The 21,421-nt window shown below is 64.8% G+C and carries 21 protein-coding genes and 1 pseudogene; 15 read left to right on the top strand and 7 right to left on the bottom strand.

Going from position 1 to position 21,421, the window contains the following annotated elements:
• Positions 1 to 83 precede the first annotated feature (83 nt).
• Entirely contained in the window at positions 84 to 2,222 is a 2,139-nt protein-coding gene (locus tag HQN59_RS21980) for a copper-transporting P-type ATPase (protein WP_246295099.1), read from the top strand.
• 149 nt (positions 2,223 to 2,371) lie between these two features.
• A complete protein-coding gene (locus HQN59_RS21985; protein WP_176071267.1) occupies positions 2,372 to 2,788 on the top strand; it encodes a DUF305 domain-containing protein in 417 nt (138 codons plus the stop codon).
• Here HQN59_RS21985 and HQN59_RS21990 read toward each other — a convergent pair.
• Positions 2,737 to 3,081, bottom strand: a complete 345-nt coding sequence (locus tag HQN59_RS21990; protein ID WP_176071268.1) for a hypothetical protein — start codon at positions 3,079 to 3,081, stop codon at positions 2,737 to 2,739. The two genes, HQN59_RS21985 and HQN59_RS21990, sit on opposite strands and share 52 nt — an antisense overlap.
• 186 nt (positions 3,082 to 3,267) lie before the next feature.
• Between HQN59_RS21990 and HQN59_RS27180 the strand changes: the two genes are divergently transcribed.
• The gene (locus tag HQN59_RS27180) at positions 3,268 to 3,597 is read left to right on the top strand and encodes a four-helix bundle copper-binding protein (RefSeq protein WP_176071269.1); all 330 of its coding nucleotides are present in this window, start codon (positions 3,268 to 3,270) and stop codon (positions 3,595 to 3,597) included.
• 103 nt (positions 3,598 to 3,700) lie between these two features.
• Positions 3,701 to 4,402, top strand: a complete 702-nt coding sequence (locus tag HQN59_RS22000) for a DUF305 domain-containing protein (RefSeq protein ID WP_176071270.1) — start codon at positions 3,701 to 3,703, stop codon at positions 4,400 to 4,402.
• 644 nt (positions 4,403 to 5,046) lie between these two features.
• Here HQN59_RS22000 and HQN59_RS26330 read toward each other — a convergent pair.
• Positions 5,047 to 5,226: pseudogene (locus HQN59_RS26330) on the bottom strand (4Fe-4S dicluster domain-containing protein); the annotation flags it as partial.
• A 118-nt stretch (positions 5,227 to 5,344) separates the two neighbouring features.
• Between HQN59_RS26330 and HQN59_RS22010 the strand changes: the two are divergent.
• The 5 genes from HQN59_RS22010 (at position 5,345) to petA (ending at position 9,451) form a co-directional block, all read left to right on the top strand.
• A complete protein-coding gene (locus tag HQN59_RS22010; protein ID WP_176071271.1) occupies positions 5,345 to 5,704 on the top strand; it encodes a hypothetical protein in 360 nt (119 codons plus the stop codon).
• Positions 5,705 to 5,742: 38 nt separating this feature from the next.
• On the top strand, positions 5,743 to 6,096 hold the full coding sequence (locus tag HQN59_RS26920; RefSeq protein WP_176071272.1) for a DUF2933 domain-containing protein: 354 nt from the start codon (positions 5,743 to 5,745) through the stop codon (positions 6,094 to 6,096).
• Positions 6,093 to 7,031: a F510_1955 family glycosylhydrolase gene (locus HQN59_RS22020; RefSeq protein ID WP_176071273.1), complete on the top strand. Its 939-nt coding sequence runs from the start codon at positions 6,093 to 6,095 to the stop codon at positions 7,029 to 7,031. The genes HQN59_RS26920 and HQN59_RS22020 overlap by 4 nt, the downstream gene beginning before the upstream one ends.
• Positions 7,032 to 7,179: 148 nt before the next feature.
• Positions 7,180 to 8,769 (top strand): multicopper oxidase family protein, encoded by a 1,590-nt coding sequence (locus HQN59_RS22025; protein WP_176071274.1) that lies wholly within the window; start codon positions 7,180 to 7,182, stop codon positions 8,767 to 8,769.
• Positions 8,770 to 8,854: 85 nt separating this feature from the next.
• Positions 8,855 to 9,451 (top strand): ubiquinol-cytochrome c reductase iron-sulfur subunit, encoded by a 597-nt coding sequence (gene petA, locus HQN59_RS22030; protein WP_176071275.1) that lies wholly within the window; start codon positions 8,855 to 8,857, stop codon positions 9,449 to 9,451.
• Between the two features lie 375 nt (positions 9,452 to 9,826).
• On the opposite strand, the gene HQN59_RS26340 is transcribed toward petA, so the two are convergent.
• Genes HQN59_RS26340 through HQN59_RS22045 form a run of 3 tightly spaced genes read right to left on the bottom strand, consistent with a single transcriptional unit; the run spans position 9,827 to position 11,989 of the window.
• Positions 9,827 to 9,904 (bottom strand): flagellar biosynthetic protein FliQ, encoded by a 78-nt coding sequence (locus tag HQN59_RS26340; protein ID WP_425342764.1) that lies wholly within the window; start codon positions 9,902 to 9,904, stop codon positions 9,827 to 9,829.
• A gap of 4 nt (positions 9,905 to 9,908) precedes the next feature.
• The gene (locus HQN59_RS22040; protein WP_176071276.1) at positions 9,909 to 11,285 is read right to left on the bottom strand and encodes a heavy metal sensor histidine kinase; all 1,377 of its coding nucleotides are present in this window, start codon (positions 11,283 to 11,285) and stop codon (positions 9,909 to 9,911) included.
• A gap of 23 nt (positions 11,286 to 11,308) precedes the next feature.
• Complete coding sequence (locus HQN59_RS22045; protein WP_176071277.1) at positions 11,309 to 11,989, bottom strand: heavy metal response regulator transcription factor; 681 nt, start codon at positions 11,987 to 11,989, stop codon at positions 11,309 to 11,311.
• Positions 11,990 to 12,620: 631 nt separating this feature from the next.
• Between HQN59_RS22045 and HQN59_RS22050 the strand changes: the two genes are divergently transcribed.
• The 6 genes from HQN59_RS22050 (at position 12,621) to HQN59_RS22075 (ending at position 18,625) form a co-directional block, all read left to right on the top strand.
• Positions 12,621 to 13,004 carry a copper-binding protein gene (locus HQN59_RS22050; protein WP_176071278.1) on the top strand — a complete coding sequence of 128 codons (384 nt, stop codon included), beginning with the start codon at positions 12,621 to 12,623 and terminating at the stop codon, positions 13,002 to 13,004.
• 74 nt (positions 13,005 to 13,078) lie between these two features.
• Entirely contained in the window at positions 13,079 to 13,591 is a 513-nt protein-coding gene (locus HQN59_RS22055; RefSeq protein WP_176071279.1) for a cupredoxin domain-containing protein, read from the top strand.
• Between the two features lie 116 nt (positions 13,592 to 13,707).
• A complete protein-coding gene (locus HQN59_RS22060) occupies positions 13,708 to 14,604 on the top strand; it encodes an NAD(P)/FAD-dependent oxidoreductase (RefSeq protein WP_342451279.1) in 897 nt (298 codons plus the stop codon).
• A 127-nt stretch (positions 14,605 to 14,731) separates the two neighbouring features.
• Positions 14,732 to 15,154, top strand: a complete 423-nt coding sequence (locus HQN59_RS22065) for a hypothetical protein (RefSeq protein ID WP_176071280.1) — start codon at positions 14,732 to 14,734, stop codon at positions 15,152 to 15,154.
• Between the two features lie 707 nt (positions 15,155 to 15,861).
• Positions 15,862 to 17,856: a copper resistance system multicopper oxidase gene (locus HQN59_RS22070; protein WP_176071281.1), complete on the top strand. Its 1,995-nt coding sequence runs from the start codon at positions 15,862 to 15,864 to the stop codon at positions 17,854 to 17,856.
• A 10-nt stretch (positions 17,857 to 17,866) separates the two neighbouring features.
• Positions 17,867 to 18,625 carry a copper resistance protein B gene (locus HQN59_RS22075; RefSeq protein WP_217704260.1) on the top strand — a complete coding sequence of 253 codons (759 nt, stop codon included), beginning with the start codon at positions 17,867 to 17,869 and terminating at the stop codon, positions 18,623 to 18,625.
• Between the two features lie 449 nt (positions 18,626 to 19,074).
• Here the strand turns inward: HQN59_RS22075 and HQN59_RS22080 are convergent, their stop codons facing one another.
• Together HQN59_RS22080 and HQN59_RS22085 are read right to left on the bottom strand one after the other, a co-directional pair.
• On the bottom strand, positions 19,075 to 20,013 hold the full coding sequence (locus tag HQN59_RS22080) for a Gfo/Idh/MocA family protein (RefSeq protein WP_176071282.1): 939 nt from the start codon (positions 20,011 to 20,013) through the stop codon (positions 19,075 to 19,077).
• Positions 20,014 to 20,050: 37 nt separating this feature from the next.
• Complete coding sequence (locus HQN59_RS22085) at positions 20,051 to 21,334, bottom strand: family 1 glycosylhydrolase (protein WP_217704261.1); 1,284 nt, start codon at positions 21,332 to 21,334, stop codon at positions 20,051 to 20,053.
• Positions 21,335 to 21,421: the final 87 nt, after the last annotated feature.

Raw genomic sequence — 21,421 nt, forward strand, 5'->3', positions numbered from 1 at the left:
ATCACAGCCACCACCAGGGGGGTGCCGAGTCGGCCACTGCCGACCGGCCGGGCGCCCCAAATGGTCACACGCCGACCAAGCCGATGGCGGCACCGGTAGGTGCGTCTGCCAACAACGCCGAATACACCTGCCCGATGCACCCGCAGGTCCGTCAGATCGGCCCGGGAAACTGCCCGATCTGCGGTATGGCGCTCGAGCCGGTGCTGGCGACAGCTCAGACAGGCGACAGCCCCGAGCTGCGTGACATGACCAGGCGCTTCTGGGTCGGTTTGGTTCTAAGCGTTCCAGTAGTGGTTCTCGAGATGGGCGCGCACCTGGTCGACCTGCATGCAGTCGTCGCACCGCAGGTCTCCAACTGGCTTCAGCTCGCGTTTGCGACGCCGGTCGTGCTGTGGGCGGGCTGGCCATTTTTCGTGCGAGCGCTCGCATCGCTGCGCAACCGCAGCCTCAATATGTTCACGTTGATCGCCTTGGGCACGGGCGCCGCCTGGCTATACAGCGTCGTAGGCACCGTGGCGCCCGGGCTCTTCCCGGCCGAGTTCCGGGGCATGGGTGGCGCGGTGGCCATCTACTTCGAGGCAGCAGCCGTCATAACCGTGCTGGTCCTGCTCGGCCAAGTGCTTGAGCTGCGGGCGCGCGAGAAAACTTCGGGGGCGATCCGCGCCCTCCTCGACTTGGCGCCAAAGACCGCCGTTCGGGTGTCGGCCGGTGGCTCCGACGAGTCGGTGCCGATCGACACGATCCAGGTCGGCGAGAGCCTGCGGGTTCGACCCGGCGAGAAGATCCCCGTCGACGGCGAGCTGATCGAGGGCAAGGGAACCGTCGACGAGTCGATGGTCACGGGCGAGCCGATGCCAGTGGTCAAGACACCGGGCTCCAAAGTCACCGCCGGCACGCTGAATCAGACCGGAGGCTTCGTGATGCGCGCCGAAAAGGTCGGCGCGGACACCCTGCTCTCGCAGATCGTCCACATGGTCGCGGCCGCCCAGCGCAGCCGGGCTCCGATCCAGCGCATGGCCGACCAGGTTGCCGGCTGGTTCGTACCAGCGGTGATCGCGGTTGCACTCGCGACCTTCGGCGCATGGCTGCTGTGGGGTCCGAGCCCGGCGTTTTCCTATGCGCTGGTCACCTCGGTGGCCGTGCTGATCATCGCGTGCCCTTGTGCGCTTGGTCTTGCCACTCCGATGTCGATCATGGTCGGCGTCGGCAAGGGCGCTCAGATCGGCGTGCTGATCCGCGACGCGGAAGCACTCGAGCGGATGGAGAAGGTCAACACACTGGTGGTCGACAAGACCGGAACCCTGACGGAAGGCCGTCCGCGCGTCGTCCATCTGGAACCGGCACCGGGCTTCGATGCAGGCGCGGTGCTCCAGAAGCTCGCGAGCGTCGAACGCGCGAGCGAGCATCCTTTGGCCGCAGCGATCGTGGCGGATGCGCAGGAGCGCAAGCTCGCGCTATCGCCGGTGATCGATTTCGACTCGCCGCTTGGCAAAGGCGTCGTGGGCACCGTGGACGGTGCGCGTGTGGTGTGCGGCAGCGCAAAGTTCCTTGCCGAACAAGCACTCGATGTTTTCGCGCTGCAGGCGGCGGCCGAGGACGTGCGATCGAAAGCGGCGACCGTCATCTTCGTTGGCATCGACGGGCGCGTGGCCGGGTTCGTCGGGATTGCAGACCCGATCAAGACCACGACCCCGCAGGCGATCGCGGCGCTTCGTCAAGCGGGCGTCCGCGTCGTGATGCTGACCGGTGATGGCAAGACCACGGCCGAGGCCGTTGGGCGCCAGCTCGGGATCGACGAGGTGATCGCGGACGTCTTGCCGGAGGAGAAGGCGTCCGTCGTGCAGCGCCTGAAGGCGAGCCGGGTGGTCGCGATGGCAGGAGACGGCGTGAACGACGCTCCTGCGCTTGCTGCCGCCGACGTCGGCATCGCGATGGGCACCGGCACTGACGTCGCGATGGAGAGCTCAGGCGTGACGCTGCTCAAGGGCGATCTGATGGGCATCGCCCGGGCGCGTGCGCTGTCGCAAGCGACGATGCGCAACATCCGGCAGAACCTCTTCCTGTCATTCGCCTACAACGTCGCTGGCATTCCGCTTGCGGCTGGGTTGCTGTACCCGTTCTTCGGCCTGCTGCTCTCGCCCGTCGTAGCAGCTGCCGCCATGGCACTTTCAAGCGTCAGCGTTATCGGCAACGCGTTGCGATTGAGGGCGGTTAACGTGTGAGCGCCCGAACGGCGACTCCCCGGCGAGCCTAAGGACCCCGCCGAACCGAGTGGGAAGGTCGTGCCCCTGACGAAGAAGCTGTAGCGGAGACCATAGCGAACGGGCATGTGGCTTGCCAGCCATACGAACCCCACAATTCCGACGCTTGCATGAAAACCGTTGCCGGCTTGCTGCTTTCCATCATCACGACGACGCTGATGTCGAGTGCCGTCGTTGCTCAACCAGCCAACGCTTCAAGCCCGGGTATGAGCGGAGCTCAGGGAGCCGGGGGAATGGGCGGAGGTCACGCACCCTCGGGCAAGGGCGGCGGCGGACACGGCTCCGAGCAGATGCATCAGTCGATGATGAGCGGAATGCAAAAGATGCAGTCGATGACGCCCACAGGCGACGCGGACGAGGACTTCGCATCGATGATGAGGATGCATCATCAGCAAGCTGTCGAGATGGCGAGGTTGGAAGTGCAGCATGGCAAGTCTTCCGAACTGAAGGCCATGGCCCGCAAGATCATCAAGGATCAGCAGAAAGAGATCAGCCAGCTAGATCGATGGTTGGCGAAAAACAAGTAAACACGGGCGGACGCCGAACCATGCTGCATCAGCTTCGACGGCGTTCCCTTCAGTGTTGGGTGCTTGCTCTTGTGCTCGGCACATTCCTGCCGGTTATCTGCGCCACGGTCGCGTGCCAGATTGACTGCGCCACCCAGTCCAACTCCGGTCACCTGGCCGAGATCGGGCACGAAATGACTATTGGGGCGACTGATACGCACGACGGCCCGGCCCATCACTTGGCGACGCACTTGACACACGCCGGCGCTTGCCACCTCGCCGCGGTACCGACCTTGGCAGCCGATCTCGGCCAAGCCGCACCCTCGTACCGGGAAGGACGATGGAACTCGGGCGGACCGCTTGCGTACGCCTCCCTCGCGTGGCCACCTCCTGAACACAGGCCCAGGGCCTGAATCTCCCTCTCGCACAACGTGCCGCCTTCGGGCGGCGACCCATTCGTGGGCGATCGTCCCGGAGACGTTCGCCAAGAGGAGATTCTGATGGCTCATGAAATCAACCAAGCCTGCATCGAGGCCTGCAACGCCTGTGCAGACGCCTGCGACCACTGCGCAGCATCCTGCCTGCAAGAGCAGGACGTGCAAATGATGGCTCGCTGCATCGCACTGGACATCGACTGTGCGGCAATCTGCCGGCTTGCCGCCGGCTACATGTCGCGGGGCAGCGAGTTCGCCGCGCGTCTATGCGCAGTCTGTGCGGACGTTTGTCAGAGCTGCGGGGACGAGTGCGCCAAGCACGATATGGAGCACTGCCAAGCGTGCGCAAGAGCGTGCCAACGATGTGCTGACGAGTGCAGGCGGATGGCGGCCTAGTCCTCGCAACCGGCGGCCCTTAGGGCCGTCTCCCTTGCAGCGGTTCGTCCTCGGCACTCACGTGCCGGGGATTCCCATTCCTTTTCTTTTTGAAGATTTCACCATGACGAACAAAACCTTGCTTGCACTTGCCGCGGCCGCCGCGATCGTCCCTTTCTCCGCCGCGGCAAACCGGCCCGGAGAAGGGCTCACCGCCCGTTTCGAAGTCGAGTTCATGCAGATGACGATAGACCACCACTTTGCTGCTCTGCGCATGACCGAACTCGCCGCGGGCACCGATACACAGCGCAATCCTCAGATCAGCGAGGCAGAGGGAACATCGCCGACGCCCGGCTTTGGAGCTTCGCCAGCGAAGGCAACCCTCGCGGACTTGAAGTCTCTGGCGCGGAGGAACAATCGCATGCAGCGTGAGGAGATCATGACGATGCAGACCTTCCTACGGGACTGGTATGGCATCCAGTATCAGCCGCGCTTGCGGGAGGACAGCAGAGCCATGATTTTTCTGCTCGAGCGGGCGCAACCAGGCGCGGACTTCAACCACGTCTTCTACGAGACGTTCAGCCGGCACCACTACACCCTCATGGAACCGGTGAACGGCTGCATGACCGGCACTGACCTGGACCACCACGAGCTAAGACAGGAGTGCCGCAACATGTGGCACAGCCAGATCTCCGACATCAACATGATGCGCCACGAGCTGAAAAAGCACTTCGGAATCGCTGACTATCAGCCCTTTAGGGGGCTCGAGCCGCTGAGAGGTGCTGCCGGCGGCCCGCGTGGGGATCACAGCGGTGGGCACGACTGATCACCGCCACATGCCGTCTTCCGACGGCTTCACAGTTTTCGATTCACATCCAACAGGACCGACCATCATGAAGACCACTTACATCCTTAGCGCTGTCGCAGCGGCGACTCTTTCACTGCTGAGCGGGGCTGCAACGTCGCAGACCACCCCCGGCACGCCGACGAGGAGCGGGGCGCTAGCCCCGGCAGGGCAAGGTCCCGGCAGCATGACTCCGCCGCCGACCGGTGCCTCGAGCAAGAGCCGGGCGGAGCGCAAGGCGGAAACGAGGCGTGAGCGCGCGACCGGTGGGCTGGAGCCTGCCGGCGAAGCCAATGAAGTGAGAGCGGACATCGCGGACAAGAGAAGGAGCAGCAGCACCGACCGTCAGACGCGCAAGGCGGCCACCAGAGCCGCAGCAAGGAGCGGGGCCATTCCGCGCGCGGGTGAAGCGCCGCTGCCCGCGGGTGCCGCAACCACGAAATGAGTTCAGTTAGCAGGGCCGTTCGGCGCCTAATCAATGAGCAGCCTACGGGTCGCTGACACAGCGCCACGGTGACTGGCCCGCCGTGGACGGGCGTGTCTGGTGGCCTCGTTGGCTCTGGTATGCCGCAGAGCCACCGACACACTTGGTGACTGGCGACATTGAGGAGGGCCGCTGAGCGGCCCTCCTCAAGTGCTCGAAGGGTTCCCAGCGGCGATGCGCTGCTCGGACCGCGGCAGTCGATGCAGTCGTCGGGGTCGATGACGAGCATGTTCCTCCCTTCACGAAAGGCATCCACAGGACAGACGGCGGCGCAGTCGGTGTACTTGCACTTGATGCAGGCTTCGGTAATGACGTGGGTCATTTTAAAAGTAGACGGCTCGTAAATTGCTCTCCCGCCTGAGGCTGCGACGGATCGACCAGGGGGCAAACTCAGAAACTCGTCATTGAACTTTCCGCCGACCCCCTGCTCCAACCCCTTCATGTTCCATCTGTTCCGGATCGCCGTGATCTTCCTGCTGCTAACTGGGCTCTCTGTCCAGGGCGCCTGGGCCGCCGCGTTTCAGTGTGCGCAAGGCCAGGAACTGCAACAGGTCGTGCAGAAGGAACCTCCCGCTGACCACGCCGCGATGCTCCTCGAGCACGACGGTGGAGCCCAGTTCGACGCTCAGGACTGCGAAAAGTTCTGGACGTCAGCCTGCACGGCCATGGCGTTGCTGCCCGCGCAGCCCAGCGTTGCTGCAGTGCATGGAGCTTTTGGGCTGGTGCCGCCCTCGGCGTCGGTGCCCGTGCTCTTCTTCACCGACGGCCCGGACCGGCCGCCGCGACTTCACTCCAGCTAGGGCTCTGCCTGCTGTCGCCCTTTTTCGGCGCAGCGGCGGTGACCCATTCGTTTCCGTTCTTTCGCCGCCACGGCGCAGCAAGCGTGCTCGTCGTGTCTGGCCCATCGAAAAACAGTCTGGAGTTGAAGATGAAATGCAACTTGAAAGTCATGCTGTCCGTGGCTGCCGCGATGGCGGCCTCCGCCGGCCTCGCCTATCTCACCTTCGAGGAAGCACGAGCCGCGATCCTCGCAAGCCTGCCCCTCCTGGCGGTGCTTCTTTGCCCCATCTCGATGCTCGTGATGATGAAACTGATGCACTCCAGCGGCGACGGTGCCCAGCGCTCCACGGGTCCGACCAAGGCCCACCGGCCTGCTGCCGACCCGGTCAACACGGCCAAGGAGGTCTCATGAAGCGAACCTGGACCTCTCATGCGACGGCACTGGCGCTGGCACTGGGTCCTTTGGCGTGGCCGGGTGCCGGCGCAAGCGAGCCGGTCACGCTGACCCATGTGCACGGCCTGAGCTACAGCGCCGACGGCTCCAGGCTCATGGTGCCGAGTCACCACGGGCTGGCGGTTTACGCGGCGGGACAGTGGAGCAAGGCGCCGGGCCCCGCCCACGATTTCATGGGTTTCTCCGGCACCCGGACGGCCCTGTACAGCAGCGGCCATCCCGCAGCAGGCTCCGGCCTGAAGAACCCGTTCGGACTGATCAAGAGCAAGGACGGCGGCAAGAGCTGGCTTCAGCTCGGCCTCGAGGGCGAATCCGACTTCCACACGATGGCGACCAGCTACGGAACGAACGCCGTCTACGTGGTGAACCCCCATCCCAACTCGCGGATGAGTGCGCAAGGCATCTACTTCACGTTAGACGATGGCCGCACCTGGCAGCGCGCCCAGGGGCGGGGCCTGGCCGGGCAGCTCCATGGCCTGGCCGTCCATCCTTCGGATCCCGCCACGGTGGCTGCCGCGACCGATCAGGGGCTCTTTGTGTCGAAGGATTCGGGAACCACCTACCGGGCAGTCGTCAGCGGCAAGCGGGTGCTGTCCGCAGCCTTCGCTTTGGACGGCAAGGATCTGTGGTGGAGCGGCTTCGACGGACGACCGACGCTGTCGGTGCTGGCCCTCCAGCAGCCGGACGCAAGTTCGCGCCTGGCGAACCTGCCTGCCTTGGGCGAGGATGCCGTCAGCTACTTCGCGCAGAACCCGGCGCGGCCGAACGACATGGCGATCGCCACCTTCCGCAAGAGCGTCTTCATCAGCCAGGACGGAGGCCGCAACTGGGTGCTCATCGCCGACGAGGGTACAACGGCAGGCAACCCGGCGGTTGCCCAAGAGAGACGTTGACCGATGGGCATACCCGCGAGGATCGCAATCGGGGTGCTGGCCGCCATCGGCGCGCTGGCAGTCATGGGTGTCGCCGCAATGGCCCTGATGCACTTTTCCATGATGGGTGGCTGGGGCTGCTGAAGCGTCGAAGCACGGACGAATCCCGATGATCAACGACAAACGCCGCCTCCTGCTGAAAGGAGGATCGGTCGCGGCCGCCCTGGCGCTGCCGGCCACCCGCGTGGTGGCAGCCGGCCGTCCCGAAGTTGCTGGGGGCGCGGATGTCCACATCGAACTGCGGGCAGGCCACGGCGAAGCGGCTTTGCGACCGGGCAAGCCGACTTCGGTGTGGCGCTACACGGGCCGCCTGCTCGCGGGCGACCCGGCCTCGCTGCAGGTGCATGCGGGCAGCTCGCTCGGTCCAACGCTACGGCTGCGTCGCGGTCAGCGCGTCCGCATCGAGCTGCTCAACGAGCTGCCCGAAGCGACCACCATCCACTGGCACGGGCTCCACGTGCCCGACGACATGGACGGCCACCCTCGCCATGCGGTCGCGCCGGGGCAGCGCTACATCTACGACTTCACGGTCCTCAATCGCGCCGGCACTTACTGGTACCACGCGCATCCGCACGGCCGGACCGGGCCGCAGGTGTACCGCGGCCTGGCGGGCCTGCTGCTGATTGACGATGACGAGGAGTCCGCGCTGGACCTGCCGCGGGGCGCGTACGACCTGTCCCTGGTGCTTCAGGACCGCAGCTTCGACAGCGACAACCAGCTGGTCTATCCCGTATCCGAGAGCGCGGAAAGCAGCATGCATGGCCGCATGCAAGGCGGCGGGATGATGGGCCGCGGCGGCATGGCGGGAATGATGGCCCGGATGATGGGCGTCCTGGGCGACGAACTCCTGCTCAACGGCCGCATGCCGCAGCGTCTGGAGGTGCGGGCTCGACCTTACCGGCTGCGCCTGGTGAACGCTTCCAACACCCGGACCTACAAGCTGGCGTGGAGCAACGGCACACCGTTGGCGGTGATCGGCACCGATGGCGGACTCCTGGACAGCCCGCAGGCGCGCGAGTATCTGATGTTGGCACCGGCCGAGCGCGCCGAGGTCTGGGTCGACTTTGCACGGTGGGCTCCCGGTGCCGCGCCGGCGCTGGAAAGTCTGGAGTTCGACGGCGCCATGACGATGGGCAGCGGCAGGTTGCCCGACGGCTCCCGCTTCGAGGTGCTCAGGTTCGCCGTGGTCGGCAGTGAACGTGCTGCGCCGCGCCAGCCGCCTCAACGGCTGACGGAGTTGCCCGCGGCCCGGCCGGCCATCGCCGTCAACGCCCGCCGCCCGAAGGTGTTCGACCTCACGATGGGCATGATGGTCTGGGGCGTCGACGGCCGGTCCTTCGAGATGCTGCAGGCCAGCCCCGAGGAAACCGTGAAGCTGGGCACCCATGAAATCTGGGAGTTCCGCAACGAGGGCCGCGGCGCCATGATGGGCATGGTCATGGCGCATTCCATGCACATCCACGGGGTGCAGTTTCGGGTGATCGGCCGCCAGGTCATGGACCGGTTCGCGGCGGCCTACCGCACGGTGAGCGGCGGGCTGGTCGATGGCGGCTGGAAGGACACGGTGCTGGTCATGCCCGGCGAGCGGGTGCAGGTGCTGGTGGGATTTTCCGACTATTCCGGCCTGTTCCTGTATCACTGCCACATGCTGGAGCACGAGGATTCGGGGCTCATGCGCAACTACCTCGTCAAAGCCTGACGTCTAGCGACGCGCGTGCTCTTGCCGCAAGCTTTTCGACTCCCTTTCTCTGCGAGACGCGAACACTTTCTCAAGCGACTCCCGTATGAGCAACACCCCAGTTGATGCCAACAAGCGGATGTGGCTGATCGCCTCCACTTGCGCCGGAGCAGTAGGGGCTGGATTCGCAGCCGTTCCCTTCGTGAGCAGCTTCCAAACATCCGAGCGCGCCAAGGCCGCGGGCGCACCTGTGGAAGTGGACATCGGTGCGGTCAATCTAGGCGAGAAGATCACGGTCGAGTGGCGGGGCAAGCCGGTTTGGGTCATGAAGCGCACGCCCGAGCAGCTCGCCTCTTTGGCCTACACGCAAGAACAGGTGGCGGATCCGATGTCTCAGCGCACCGCGTACCCCACTCCCAAGTATGCGCAGAACCAGCACCGCTCGATAAAGCGCGGGGTATTCGTCGCGGTGGGCATCTGCACGCACCTGGGCTGCTCGCCGACCGACAAACTGCAGCCCGGCCCGCAGCCCTCGCTTCCTGATGACTGGCAGGGCGGCTTTCTATGCCCCTGCCATGGCTCGACCTTTGACCTTGCGGGCCGCGTGTTCCGCAACAAGCCCGCACCGGACAACCTCGAAGTGCCGCCGCACATGTACCTGTCCGAATCGCGCGTGCTGATCGGTGTGGATCAGGCCACCTGAACCTCGGAAACTGGTGGCAAGCGGCAGCAGCGCTCCTGCCGGCTGAGCAATCGAGCCGACAATCTGCTGAGGACCAGATGCGCGAATCTCATCAAGGCTGCGGGCACACGAAGGCTGTCCTCCAAAGCAAGCCGGATTCATGCGTGCCGTCCGCTTCCCATCATCAAGTGGAGCTTGCAAAGGCGTCGGATCCATACATGCACAAAAAGTACGACTACCCCGCATGCAAATCAGACGTCGTTCCGTTGGGAGCACGATCGCCGGCTCAGAAACGCCAGACAGCCGACGGGATCGACGGCAGCACTCGCTGCAGGTACTCAACCAGTGACGTCAACATTCAGGGACCGACGGCGGCAAAGACGCAGCCAGCGCGGATCATCTCGGCACGAACGACAAAGTGGCTTTGATCTGCGTCGCGGCTTGAAGAACGTTGACGACCAATCCCGCAGCCAGGAATCTACGGCAGGGGGAAGGCCAGCGTGACCACCGTGAGGCCGTCCGGACTGCTGCTTACCTGGGCGCTACCCCCGTGCGCCTGCATGATCGACCTCACGATGGCAAGCCCGAGGCCAGATCCGCCGTCCGCTCGTGCCCGTGCAACATCGAGTCTCACAAACCTCTCGAACATGGCGTCGAGCCGGTCCGGAGCGATCGGGCGGCCTCGATTGCTCACCGCCAAGCTGGCAACGGCCTCGGTGCGCTCGACGGTGACCTGAACCGTGCTCGCTGGGTCCGCATGGCGGATCGCGTTTGTCAGAAGGTTGGTGATCGCTCGTTGCATAAGCAGGCGGTCTGCCTGGATCAAAGCGTTGCCGCTCACCTCGACCTGGATCCTCCGCTCCTCGGCCAAGAGGGACAAGAACTCGGTGACTCGGCGTGCCTCTTCGCCCAGACCGACCGGCGTTCTATCCAAGACCGCGGCTCCTTGCTCGGCCTGCGCCAGAAACAGCATGTCATGGATCAGACGCGTCAGGCGATCCAGCTCGTCGATGTTGCCAGCAAGCACGTCACGAAGCTCGACCGAAGAGCGCTCACGTGAAAGCGCAACCTGGGTGCGGCCGAGCAGCGTGGCGACAGGGGTACGCATCTCGTGCGCCAGGTCACCCGAGAACTGCGAGAGCCTGGTCACGCCCTCGTCAATCCGCTCGAGCATGGCGTTGAATGCATCGGCCAACCCCTTGAGCTCCGCCGGCACGCCGGTCCTGGGCAAGCGTTTTCCGAGCGTCTTAGGGGTGATCGACGAAGCCCGCTGGGCAAAGCTTCGCAGTGGCACCAGGCCGGCCCGTGCGATCAACCAGGCGCCGATGGCGACGAGCAACAGCAGCAGCGGCAGCCCGATCATCCCGGCGCGCGCGTAGCCGGCCAGGACGCGACGGTCGTCCCGGATATCGAGTGAGAGCACGAAGCGCACCAACTGGCCCTCGCCGGTGCTGCTTCGCCCCGACAGGGATACGTAATAGTCCTTGTCCGACGCTTGCCAGCGAATGAGCGCTCCCAGCGGGCCCTCTGGCAGGCGAACGGATTCCACTGCGATCGAGGAAAAGCTGGCGAGCAGTCGTCCGTCGCCCTGATCGACGAGTGCAAGGTGAAGGTCGTCATGCGCGATCAGGAGATCGGCGAAGTGGTAAGCGTTGGCAGGGATGTCGCTGGCCAGCCCTATCTCGAGCAGCAGGTGCTGCACGAGGTCGCGCTTGCCTTCCAACTCGACGAGTTCCCTCTGCTCGAGCTCGCGGGACAAAACCCAGTAGCCTCCGGCAGCAACCAGCCCCACGGTGAAGAGTCCGAATAGCGCGCTGGCAGCGGCGACGCGAAGCGCGAGAGAGACCTCGGTCAACCATGCGCGCGGTCTACGGACCCTCATGTGCTCGGCCGCGCCTCTAGCACGTAGCCGACTCCCCGCACCGTGTGAATCAGCTTGACGGCGAACGGGTCATCGACCTTGGCGCGCAAGCGCCGGATCGCCACGTCGACGACGTTGGTGCCCGAGTCGAAGTGGATATCCCATACGAGCGAGGCGATCTCGGTACGCGAGAGCACGTCACCGGAGCGTTCGGCGAGCAGTGCCAGCAGGGCGAACTCCTTCGCGCTCAGGTCGAGCCGGGTGTCTCCTCGCATCGCGCTATGCCGAACAGGATCCACCTCGAGGTCGGCGACGCGCAGCACCGGGTCGTGCGCGGCAGGTCTGCCTCGCCTGAGGAGGGCCCGGACGCGGCCGAGCAATTCCGGGAACTGGAAGGGCTTGGTCAGGTAGTCATCGGCGCCGAGGTCGAACCCCCGCACTTTGTCGCTCATCTGGTCGCGCGACGTGAGCATCAAGACCGGGACTTGGCTCGCGCTGCGCAACGCCGAGAGAACGGCAAACCCATCCACGCCCGGCAGCATGACATCCAGCACCACGAGGTCATGGTCGCCGGTCACGGCAGCATGGAGTCCGTCGGTGCCCGTGAGCGCCGTCTCGACGGCATAGCCACTCTCGGACAGGCCCTGGCGCAGGTACTCGAGCGCTTGCGGTTCATCTTCGACGACCAGGATTTTCACAGAACCATTTTGCCGTCGCGAGCGTCAGAGCTTCGGCTCGATCGATGACAACATTTGTAATCCTCGGGCAACCGTAGGGACCTGCGCCGCATCTACAGTGGCCGCAAGTTGAAGCCACACGCAACAACTGATCACCCCCGCAGCCCAAGTCAAAGGAATCACTATGTACAAGCACGTATTGGCCCTCGCTTCGGTGCTCGCCTTCGGAGCTGCGGGCCCGGTCCTCGCTGCTGATGCGCAGACAGCCGAAAAGAATTCCCCACCACCGCGTTCGACGGATGACACCCAGCCGTCACCGGCGGCGCGTTGCCCCGCACAACAGCTGGTTCTGCCGCTCGATCACGGCCCGCGCGCGCAGAGCACGCCCTATCTGAACCGCCTACGGGCGGAACGCCACGCCGCTCAAGTAAAGGCCTGTGTGGCGGTTGGTAAATAGATCAGCTTCGTCGACAACTGACTCTGCCTCAGCGCTAGGCACCGCAAGCGGCAGCGCTGAGGGCTGGGTGGATGACGACATCCGTAATCGAAGGGCAACCGTCCGGACGTTCGCCATCTTCTACAGTGGCCCGAGTGGGTTGCCTACGGGCGACCAATGCGAACCAACACGCTGCTCATCACCCAGGAGCTCAACATGACACTGCTCAAGCACTCCATCGCTCTCATCACTTTCGCCGTCGCCGGCGCGGCTTCGGCGGCCGACCCCGCCACCCAACCCCGCATGGACATGTCGATGCCCGGCATGGCCATGCCGGGCATGAAGATGGACGCCGCCAAGCCGACTGAAGCGGATTCCGCGACGCTGACCCGTGGCATCGTCAAGAAGGTCGACACCGACCAGGGCAAGATCACCATACAGCACGAGGCGCTCGAGAACCTGGGCATGCCGGCCATGACGATGGTCTTTCGCGCGGCTGACGCCACGGTTCTGCAGGGTGCGAAGGCCGGCGAGGCTGTTGCGTTTCGGGCTGAGAAGGTCAACGGCGCCCTGGTCGTGACGCGCCTGGTGGCTCAGTAATAATGCAAGCGCGCTGCGGCAGCTGACGAAGGTTGCTGCGGCAAGCCCTGTTTTCTCTTATGAAAGGCTTTTTTATGAAAAGGTCATTCGTCACACTCGCAGCCCTGTTCGCCTTGGCCGGCAGCGGCTCCGTGGCTTTTGCGACCGGTTCGCACGAGGGGGGCGACGCTGCGGTAGGCGCACCGGGGCAAGCTGCCATGGTGACCCGGACGATCACCGTCGACATGACCGACAACATGAGGTTCAACCCAGCGAGCGTCCGGGCCAGTCAAGGCGAGACCATCCGCTTCGTCGTCAAGAACTCCGGCCAGGTCAAGCACGAGTTCGTCATCGGCTCCGAAAAGGAGCTCAAAGAGCACTACGCCATGATGATGAAGATGCCCGAGATGGAGCATGCGGACGCCAATCAGGTCACCGTCGCGCCGGGCAAGACCGGAGAGGTGATCTGGCAGTTCACGAAGGCCGGCACGGTCAATTTCGGTTGTCTGCAGCCGGGACACTATGACGCCGGCATGAAAGGCGCAGTCGTTGTGGCAGCCGCCAAGGGCGCGGCCACGAGCGACGGGCACTCGGACCACAAGCACTGATTCCAGTCCGGTCACCCATTGACAACTGTCGGGCAGCGGGGGGTCTCATCCTGGAAGCGAACAATCCTGGCCGTCTTTGCAAGAGCCCGCCCGATCGCCTCTGGGACACGATCGTGGTGGGCGGTGGGCCCGCGGGCCTCAGCGCTGCGCTCGTCCTCGGACGGTGCCGCAGAACCGTCCTGCTCTTCGACCACGGCAAGCCGCGCAACGCCGTGTCACGTGCCTTGCACGGCTTTCTGGGCAGTGACGGAATCGACCCGGCGCGGCTGCGGGAAGTGGCGCTCGCCCAGCTTGCGCCGTATCCGTTGGTCGTGGTCCGCAAAGCGCGCGTCGTCGGTGCTCGGCGAACCGAGTCCGGATTCGCCGTGGAGACGGGAGACGGGCAGCGATTTCGGTCCCGCAAGCTGCTGCTGGCCGCCGGCGTCGTCGATGATCTGCCCGACATTCCCGGGTTTCGCCAGCTCTACGGCGCAGGCGTCTTCCATTGTCCGTATTGCGATGGCTGGGAGATACAGGACCAGCCGCTCGCGGTTTACGGTCGTCACGACGACAAAGGTGGCGGACTCTCGCTGGAGATGATGCAGTGGAGCCGTGACGTCGTACTTTGCAGCGACGGTCCCGCCGAACTGAGTGCGGACTGTCGGGCCCGCCTGGATCGACATGGCATCACGGTGCGCGAGGAAAAGATCCTCCGCCTCGACGTGACGAGCGACGTGCCGCATCGAGCCGCCTTCGCGGTCGTGTTCGAGTCCGGCCCAGCCCTGCCTCGCGGGGCGCTGTTCTTCAACACCGGGCGTCACCAGTCGACGGATCTGGCCAAGAGCCTCGGCTGCGACACGTACGACCCGAAGGGCTGCGCCGTGGACCGGCGCACGCAGATGACCCATGTGCCCGGCCTCTACGTTGCCGGCGACGCCTCACGTGACGTCCTGCAAGTCGTCGTCGCCGCTGCAGAAGGTGCTGAGGCCGCCATGGCCATCAACACGGCGCTGCTTCATGAAGATCTGACTTGATAGCAGCCTGAGCGTCTGGCGGACATTTCAAGACTTGTAACCTCGCTGTCACCCCGGCGTCCATGCCTGCTCTTTAGAGTACTTGAACCGCACTGAGACATGTGCCTTCAACGACTCGGAGATCTTTGTGAACACGAAACTTTCCTTCGGCATTGCCGCCGCCGCCCTTGCTCTGATGGCCCAGGGTGCCCTGGCCCAATCCTCCGACGCTTCCGGCGTTGGCGCCCAAGCGACGACCCAGCGCGGCCAAGCGACGCGCTCCTTGGCTCCCGCCGGCGAGGGCCCCGGTTTGGTCGGATCGCAAAACACCGGCCGGTCCACCAAGACGCGGGCTCAAAGGAAAAGCGAGACCCTCATGGAGCGAAACATGGGCGGCCTGACGCCTGCCGGCCAAGGCGGCGTCAAGCCTGACCACATGAATCCTGTGGTGCCTCAGGCGAAAAGCCGGGCTGCCGTGAAGGCGGAAACGCAGGCCGCTGCCCGGAGCGGGACTCTGCAGCCGGCCGGTGAAGCTGCCCAGCCGTCGAGCCTGCCGGCCAAGAGAGGATAGGTCCGCTCGCCGGCAAAGCACGTCTTGGATGCGATCGCGCTGCAGCGTGGCGCGTTCGGTCGATCAGCGCGACCTCATCTGCGTCGCCGGCTCTGCACCCTCGCGCCCTCCCACCTGAGCTGAAGCAGCTTGGCGCAGCAGATGACGGCGTTCGCTTCGGGCCGCCCAGACCCTGGTAAGCCGCGGCGCTCCATTCGCTTGCCGGCATGCACCCTACACCGGAGAACCGGACGGCGTGGCGGAACCGGTCGAGACGCTGAGATGCAGAGGCGATTCGGCTCCTCGCGCTCGGTGGGTATCTGCAGTACAGGAACGGATCAGGTAAAGAGGAATGATGACGCGCTGGAGTCGGGTCGCTTTGCTATGCGTGCTTGCCATCGCCTTGCCCATGCAGGGCGTGGTCGCCGCGACTATGATCACATGCGGACTGAGTGAGCATGACCACGCGGTTGCAAGGGGACCGACCTACAGCACTTCGACTTGCGCCGCGAGTGCAGGAACATGTGGCACAGTCAGATCTCCGACAGCGACATGATGCGGCACGAGCTCAAGAAGCACTTCAACATCGCCGACTACCAGCCTTTCACGAATCTGGAGCCCTTGCGCGGCAACAACGGCAGCTCGCGCGCGGCCAGCACAGCGGCAACGACTGACGTCCCAATCGGCCCGCCCCGGGCAAGCCTTCGTAATCCTCGCAACGGACATCCATGGATGAGATCAAGCATGACCGTGGCCGCCGACGCTTCGTGCAATCGGCTGCCGCGCTGGGCGTTCTCGATGCGTTCGGAGCACTGGCTCCGGCATACGCGCAAACGGCTCGCGGCGGCAACACCGAAATCCGGGTGGGCGGCGACCGGGTCGCTGATCTCGTGATCGCCCCGACGCCGATCGAGTTCGGCGGCCGATCCGGATCGGCAGTGACGATCAACGGCACGGTCCCTGGGCCGATCCTTCGCTTTCGCGAGGGCGAGACCGCGACGCTGCGCGTCACCAACCGCTTGACCCATGACACGTCGGTCCACTGGCACGGCCTCCTCGTGCCGTCGGACATGGATGGCGTCCCCGGCGTGAGCTTTCCAGGCATCCGGCCCGGCGAGACATTCACGTACCGCTACCGCGTTCGGCAGAACGGCACCTATTGGTATCACAGCCACTCGGCCTTGCAGGAGCAGCTCGGCCACTACGCCCCGATCGTCATCGAGCCCGCGGGCCGCGATCCGGTCGCGTTCGACCGAGAGCACGTGGTCATGCTGTCCGACTGGACGTTCCGCGACCCAGAGCGCGCGATCGCCAAGCTGAAGAAGGAGGGCGGGTATTTCAATTACCAGCAACGGACGCTCGGCGACTTCGTCAAGGACGTGCGCGAGATGGGTTGGAGCGGGGCGGTCAAGGACAGGGCGATGTGGGCCAAGATGCGGATGGATCCGACCGACATCCTCGACGTCACCGGGTCGACCTACACGTACCTGATGAACGGCCTGCCGGCCGCTGGCAACTGGACCGGCCTCGTCAGGTCCGGCGAGCGCGTTCGCCTTCGCTTCATCAACGGCTCTTCACAAACCTACTTCAATGTCCGCATTCCCGGACTACCGATGACGATCGTCCAGGCGGATGGTCAGAACGTGCAGCCGGTGACCGTCGACGAGTTTCAGATCGCGACGGCCGAAACCTACGACGTCATCGTGCAGCCGCAGGCGGAGCAGGCGTACACCGTGTTCGCCGAGTCGATGGACCGCAGCGGCTACGTCCGTGGCACGTTGGCGACTCGCCCGGGACTGGCCGCTCCGGTGCCAGCGTTGCGCAAGCGGCCGCTGCGAAACATGGTGGACATGGGCATGGACATGGAGTCGATGGACATGCCTGGCATGAGCCACGGCGCCAAGCCGATGGCAATGGACGCTGGCTCGATGCAGGGCATGGCTGCAATGGACCATGGCTCGATGCAAGGGATGCCGGGAATGGACCACGGTGCGCAGCCACCGGGCTCGATGCCGGGGATGGACATGGGCGCAGGCGCGGCCAAGCCGATGCCAGGCATGGACATGGGCAAGGGCAAGGAAGCCGACGCCATGCAGCAGATGGCAGGGATGGGCAAAGGCGCAGACAAGTCGATGCCAGGCATGAAGATGGAGGGTATGGAATCGATGGCCGGGATGGACAGCCCGATCAACGGCAAGCATGGTCCCGACAACCACGGACGTGGCAATACGATGACCGCCATGGTGCAGCGCAACCGCCTCGGCGAGCCTGGCACCGGCCTGGCCGACGTCGGCCATCGCGTCTTGGTCTACAACGATCTGAAGGCGCTGGAACCGTCGCGCGACCCGCGCCCTCCACAGCGTGAGATCGAGATGCACCTCACCGGAAACATGGAGGCCTTCATCTGGGGCATCGACGGCAAGAAGTTCTCGGAGTCCGGGCCGCCGCCGATGGTCCGTGTCGGCGAGCGGGTGCGTCTGACGATGGTCAATGACACGATGATGGAACACCCGATGCATCTGCACGGAGTCTTCATGGAGCTCAACAACACGGCCGATCCGGCGCATCGGCCGCGCAAGCACACCATCAACGTCAAGCCGGCCGAGCGGGTATCGCTGGATTTCACGTACGACGAGCCTGGGAACTTCGCGTTCCACTGCCACCAGCTCTTCCACATGGAAGCGGGCATGTTCGGGTTCTTCAACGTCAGCGACCCGGCCTGAGGAGAAGTCAATGAATCCCAGACCTTGGTGGTTCCCTCTCGTGCTCGCGCTTGCGTCGTCGCAGGCCGGAGCGCAGTCGGCCGATGCCGACAAGCGATTTCCCCTGCCGCCGAAAGATTGGCCGATGCCGGTCATGGACCAGCAGATCGTTCCGTTTCTCCTGCTCGATCGGCTCGAGTACCGATTGCAAAAGGGCCAGAACGCGCTGGGTTGGGACGCTCAGGCGTCCATCGGCACGGACTACAACAAGGCTTGGCTGAAGTCAGAAGGCGAGAAGGCCGTCGGTGGTTCGACGGAACAAGCCGAAACGCAGCTACTCTACGCGCGCCTGATCAGTCCCTTCTGGTATTTGCAGGTCGGGGCGCGCAACGATGCCCGGCCCGGCCCATCACGCAACTACGGCGTCCTGGCGATCCAGGGACTGGCGCCGTATTGGTTCAATGTCGAAGGTTCCCTGTTCGTTCGCGGCGGCGAGGTTGCGGGTCGCTTCGAGGCGGAGTACGACCAGAAGATCACCCAACGTTGGGTTCTTCAGCCGAGGGCGGAAACCAATCTTTCGTCTTCCTCTGATCGGGCGCGCGGGCTCGGAGGCGGCTTCCGGGATGTCGAACTCGGTCTGCGTCTTCGCTACGAGATCGTGCGCGAGGTCGCGCCATACATCGGCGTCAACTGGTCGCGTAAGCTGGGGAGCACCGCAAGCTTGGCGCGGCAGCAGGGTGACAGCGTGACGAGCCGGGGCGTCGTCGCCGGAATTCGGGTCTGGTACTAGGCGGCCCCCGGACGGCTTGCGGCAGGCAATTGACGACGGACGGTGGTCGCGTCGTCACATTCCTCTAACACCAGCATTCCAGCATTGGTCCGTTGGCCGGGCTGAGCTGCCGTCACTTGCCGCTATCGCGATGACTCGTTGCCCCTGGACGTTCAACAGCACCTGCTGGACCAAGCGTGTTGTGAACGTGACTTGCTTCGCCCGAAGACGTGCCGCCCAGCCTCTGGGTGATCGGACGCCGCCGCCACTGTGGCCGCGCCCCGGCGGATCGGCCGCGAAGCCCTCTCGTGAAGCGAGCGCCAGGTGCCAGCGGACGAGTCAGGGCGCCGAAATCGCAGCGCCTGAGGCGCGTCCGGTGACAAGGTCTTCTTCTTCGCTCACGCGGCTCCTGAGGAGGCAAATCGCGGTGAATTGCCGCGAGCGCGTTGATTGACGCCGCGCGGAGTGAGTCAGCCCGGGAACGGATCGACCGGCGTCCGCCGGCCGATCAAGAAGGCGTCGGCAGCGAGTCGAAGCGGCCGCTCGTCGACGTCCAAGACTCGTGCGTGAACGAGCTCGGCGAAGCGCCGGTAGAGCCCGGTGTATTCAAAGTATTTGCCGCCGACCTCGGTGTCCGGCAGGGCTTGCCCGGCGATCTCGAGGCGGGCGCCGCCGTCGAAGAGTCGAAGGAGCCCGTCCTGCGTGCGCGCGCGGATCTCCCAGGTTTGCGAATCCTCAGCGCGCCAATCTAAGGTCGCGGTCACCGGCATGCCGGCGTGGTCCGCCATGTCCAGCGTGGCCGCGATCGGCGTCTGCCGGTTCGCCGGAACGAACAGCTCCGCCTCATTGAGGAAGATGCGCGTCGGCGCGATGTGCGTGAGGAGCGAGAACGCGTTGACGCTCGGGTCGAAGACGCCGGGCCCGCCCCGTTCCCAGATCCAATCTTCGCTTGAGTGCCAGCATCGGACGTCTTCGCGCCATTCGATCTCCAGCCGCTCGGGCGGATGGCGGGCAAGCCAGACCCGCGCAGCTTCGACCTGCATGGCGAAGCGCGAGTGCCAGGAGGCGAAGAGCGCCAGCTTGCCGGATCGCGCCGTGGCGACGAGGTCGTCGAGAGCCGACAGCGTCGTACAAGGGCGCTTTTCCAGGAACACGGCCTTGCCGGCGGCCAGTGCCTCGCGGGCGATGTCGTCGCGCACCGCCGAGACACTCGTGACGGCGACCGCATCGACCTCCGGTCCCTGCGAGAGCAGCTCGCCGAGCGTCCGGAAGGAAGCGATGCCCGGCAGCGAAGAGTGCGGGCTCGCCGTCGCGACCAACTCGAAGTCGGAGTTCGCGGCGATGACGGGCTGATGCTGGTCGCGAACGATCTTGCCGACCCCGACAAGGCCGATGCGGATCGAAGCCATGGCGTTGCTCCCTCTCCTGTCTGCAGTCAGCGGCTAGTCAGCGGCGGCCCTTCGGCGGACGCGGGCTCGTCCGCCCAGGCAACACGCGCCCGGCGCGCGCGCTTTCGCTCGGCGAGAACACGGGCAATCGAAGGCTCACGCTCTGCGTGGGAAGCACGTTGCGCCACTCGCGCACCAGCTTTCGGTAGGCTTCTCCCACGGGGCGAATCTTGCGCTCGAGGTCATAGAGGCCGAGCGCATTGACGTTGCCGTTGGTCTCGCGCAATGCGCTGTCCCAGTCCACCTGATCGGTGAGGGAGTACCAAGTGAAGCCGACGATCGGGATGCCGTCGTTGCGAAGCCGCAGCACGTTGGCCCACTCCTTCCAGAGCCACAAGACCGCCTCGTCTCCCTGGGGTCCCTGGCGCAAGTTCGTCTCGGTGTGCATCACCGGGATCTGGAAGCGATCGTAGTACTGCCACGTGATCTCGTCGTAGCCGAAGATCTCCCCCGATGCGGTCGTACTCCCGTCGGCAAAGACCCTGTGCTCGTTGGTGACGTAGTAGTCCGTTCCCAAGACGCAGTGCTGCTTGCAACGGTTGTCGCGGAAGAACTGGTATTCCTCTCGCGCCATGCCGCTGTCCATCAGGTATTCGTACATGTCCGAGTCGACCCGCCGGCCGTAGTTCAGGTCCAGCGACAGAAACCGCTTCGAGTTGGCGATCTCGGCAGGCTTGATAGCTGCCGGGCTGTCGGCGTGGAAGTACTCGGCCGATTCGCTGCAGACGAAAATGGCATCCGGCCGAACCTCCAGGATGGCGAGCATGGCCAGCACGTTGGCTTTAACCAGGTGCTTGAGCGCCGTCACGAAGGCCCGGTCGCTGCTCAGCTGCTCATTCCACCATCCATAGGCGGCTGAGAACGTGGCGCAGATGAACATCTCGTTGACGGGCGTGTAGAGCTGGACCCATGGAAAGCGCTCCGCGAAGGCCCGCGCGTAGGCAGCGAACAGCGTCGGAAAGTCGGGATTCTGGAAATTGCCGACCCAGTCGGGCACGCCGAAATGGCACAGGTCGGCGATCGGCGTGATGTCGCGCCGAAAGAGATCGCCAAACGTTTGGTCGGCAAACTCCCATTCGATGCGTCCCGGGCCGCGCCAGGTGCAGTGAAGCGGCGGGCCGTAGCGGAGCACGTGCAGGCCGAGCTCCTCGACGCAGTCGAAGTCGGTGCGCCAGTGTTCGTAATGACCGCACTTGGCCATCTCGTCGACCCGGACCTTGCCGCCGTCAAGGGTTGGGTAGCTGTTCTCGATGCCCGTGGCAAACATGAAGGGCGGAATCAACGCTCAATCCCTTTCGGCCTTCGAGCGAACTCCGGCCATATAGCCATCCTAGCGGGCGGCGCCTCTTCTCGTCTTGTGCTAGCTGCA

Source organism: Rhizobacter koreensis, from assembly GCF_013366375.1.
GTDB classification, from domain to species: Bacteria; Pseudomonadota; Gammaproteobacteria; order Burkholderiales; family Burkholderiaceae_C; genus Schlegelella_A; species Schlegelella_A koreensis.

Excerpts from the sequence above, each read along its gene's own strand:
- HQN59_RS21985 (WP_176071267.1), top strand. The coding sequence starts at position 2,372 with ATGAAAACCGTTGCCGGCTTGCTGCTTTCCATCATCACGACGACGCTG.
- HQN59_RS22080 (WP_176071282.1), bottom strand. The coding sequence starts at position 20,013 with ATGGCTTCGATCCGCATCGGCCTTGTCGGGGTCGGCAAGATCGTTCGC.
- HQN59_RS22055 (WP_176071279.1), top strand. The coding sequence starts at position 13,079 with ATGAAAAGGTCATTCGTCACACTCGCAGCCCTGTTCGCCTTGGCCGGC.
- HQN59_RS22020 (WP_176071273.1), top strand. The coding sequence starts at position 6,093 with ATGAAGCGAACCTGGACCTCTCATGCGACGGCACTGGCGCTGGCACTG.
- HQN59_RS22010 (WP_176071271.1), top strand. The coding sequence starts at position 5,345 with ATGTTCCATCTGTTCCGGATCGCCGTGATCTTCCTGCTGCTAACTGGG.
- HQN59_RS22050 (WP_176071278.1), top strand. The coding sequence starts at position 12,621 with ATGACACTGCTCAAGCACTCCATCGCTCTCATCACTTTCGCCGTCGCC.
- HQN59_RS22025 (WP_176071274.1), top strand. The coding sequence starts at position 7,180 with ATGATCAACGACAAACGCCGCCTCCTGCTGAAAGGAGGATCGGTCGCG.
- HQN59_RS21980 (WP_246295099.1), top strand. The coding sequence starts at position 84 with ATGGCGGCACCGGTAGGTGCGTCTGCCAACAACGCCGAATACACCTGC.
- HQN59_RS27180 (WP_176071269.1), top strand. The coding sequence starts at position 3,268 with ATGGCTCATGAAATCAACCAAGCCTGCATCGAGGCCTGCAACGCCTGT.
- petA (WP_176071275.1), top strand. The coding sequence starts at position 8,855 with ATGAGCAACACCCCAGTTGATGCCAACAAGCGGATGTGGCTGATCGCC.
- HQN59_RS22000 (WP_176071270.1), top strand. The coding sequence starts at position 3,701 with ATGACGAACAAAACCTTGCTTGCACTTGCCGCGGCCGCCGCGATCGTC.
- HQN59_RS22070 (WP_176071281.1), top strand. The coding sequence starts at position 15,862 with ATGGATGAGATCAAGCATGACCGTGGCCGCCGACGCTTCGTGCAATCG.
- HQN59_RS22075 (WP_217704260.1), top strand. The coding sequence starts at position 17,867 with ATGAATCCCAGACCTTGGTGGTTCCCTCTCGTGCTCGCGCTTGCGTCG.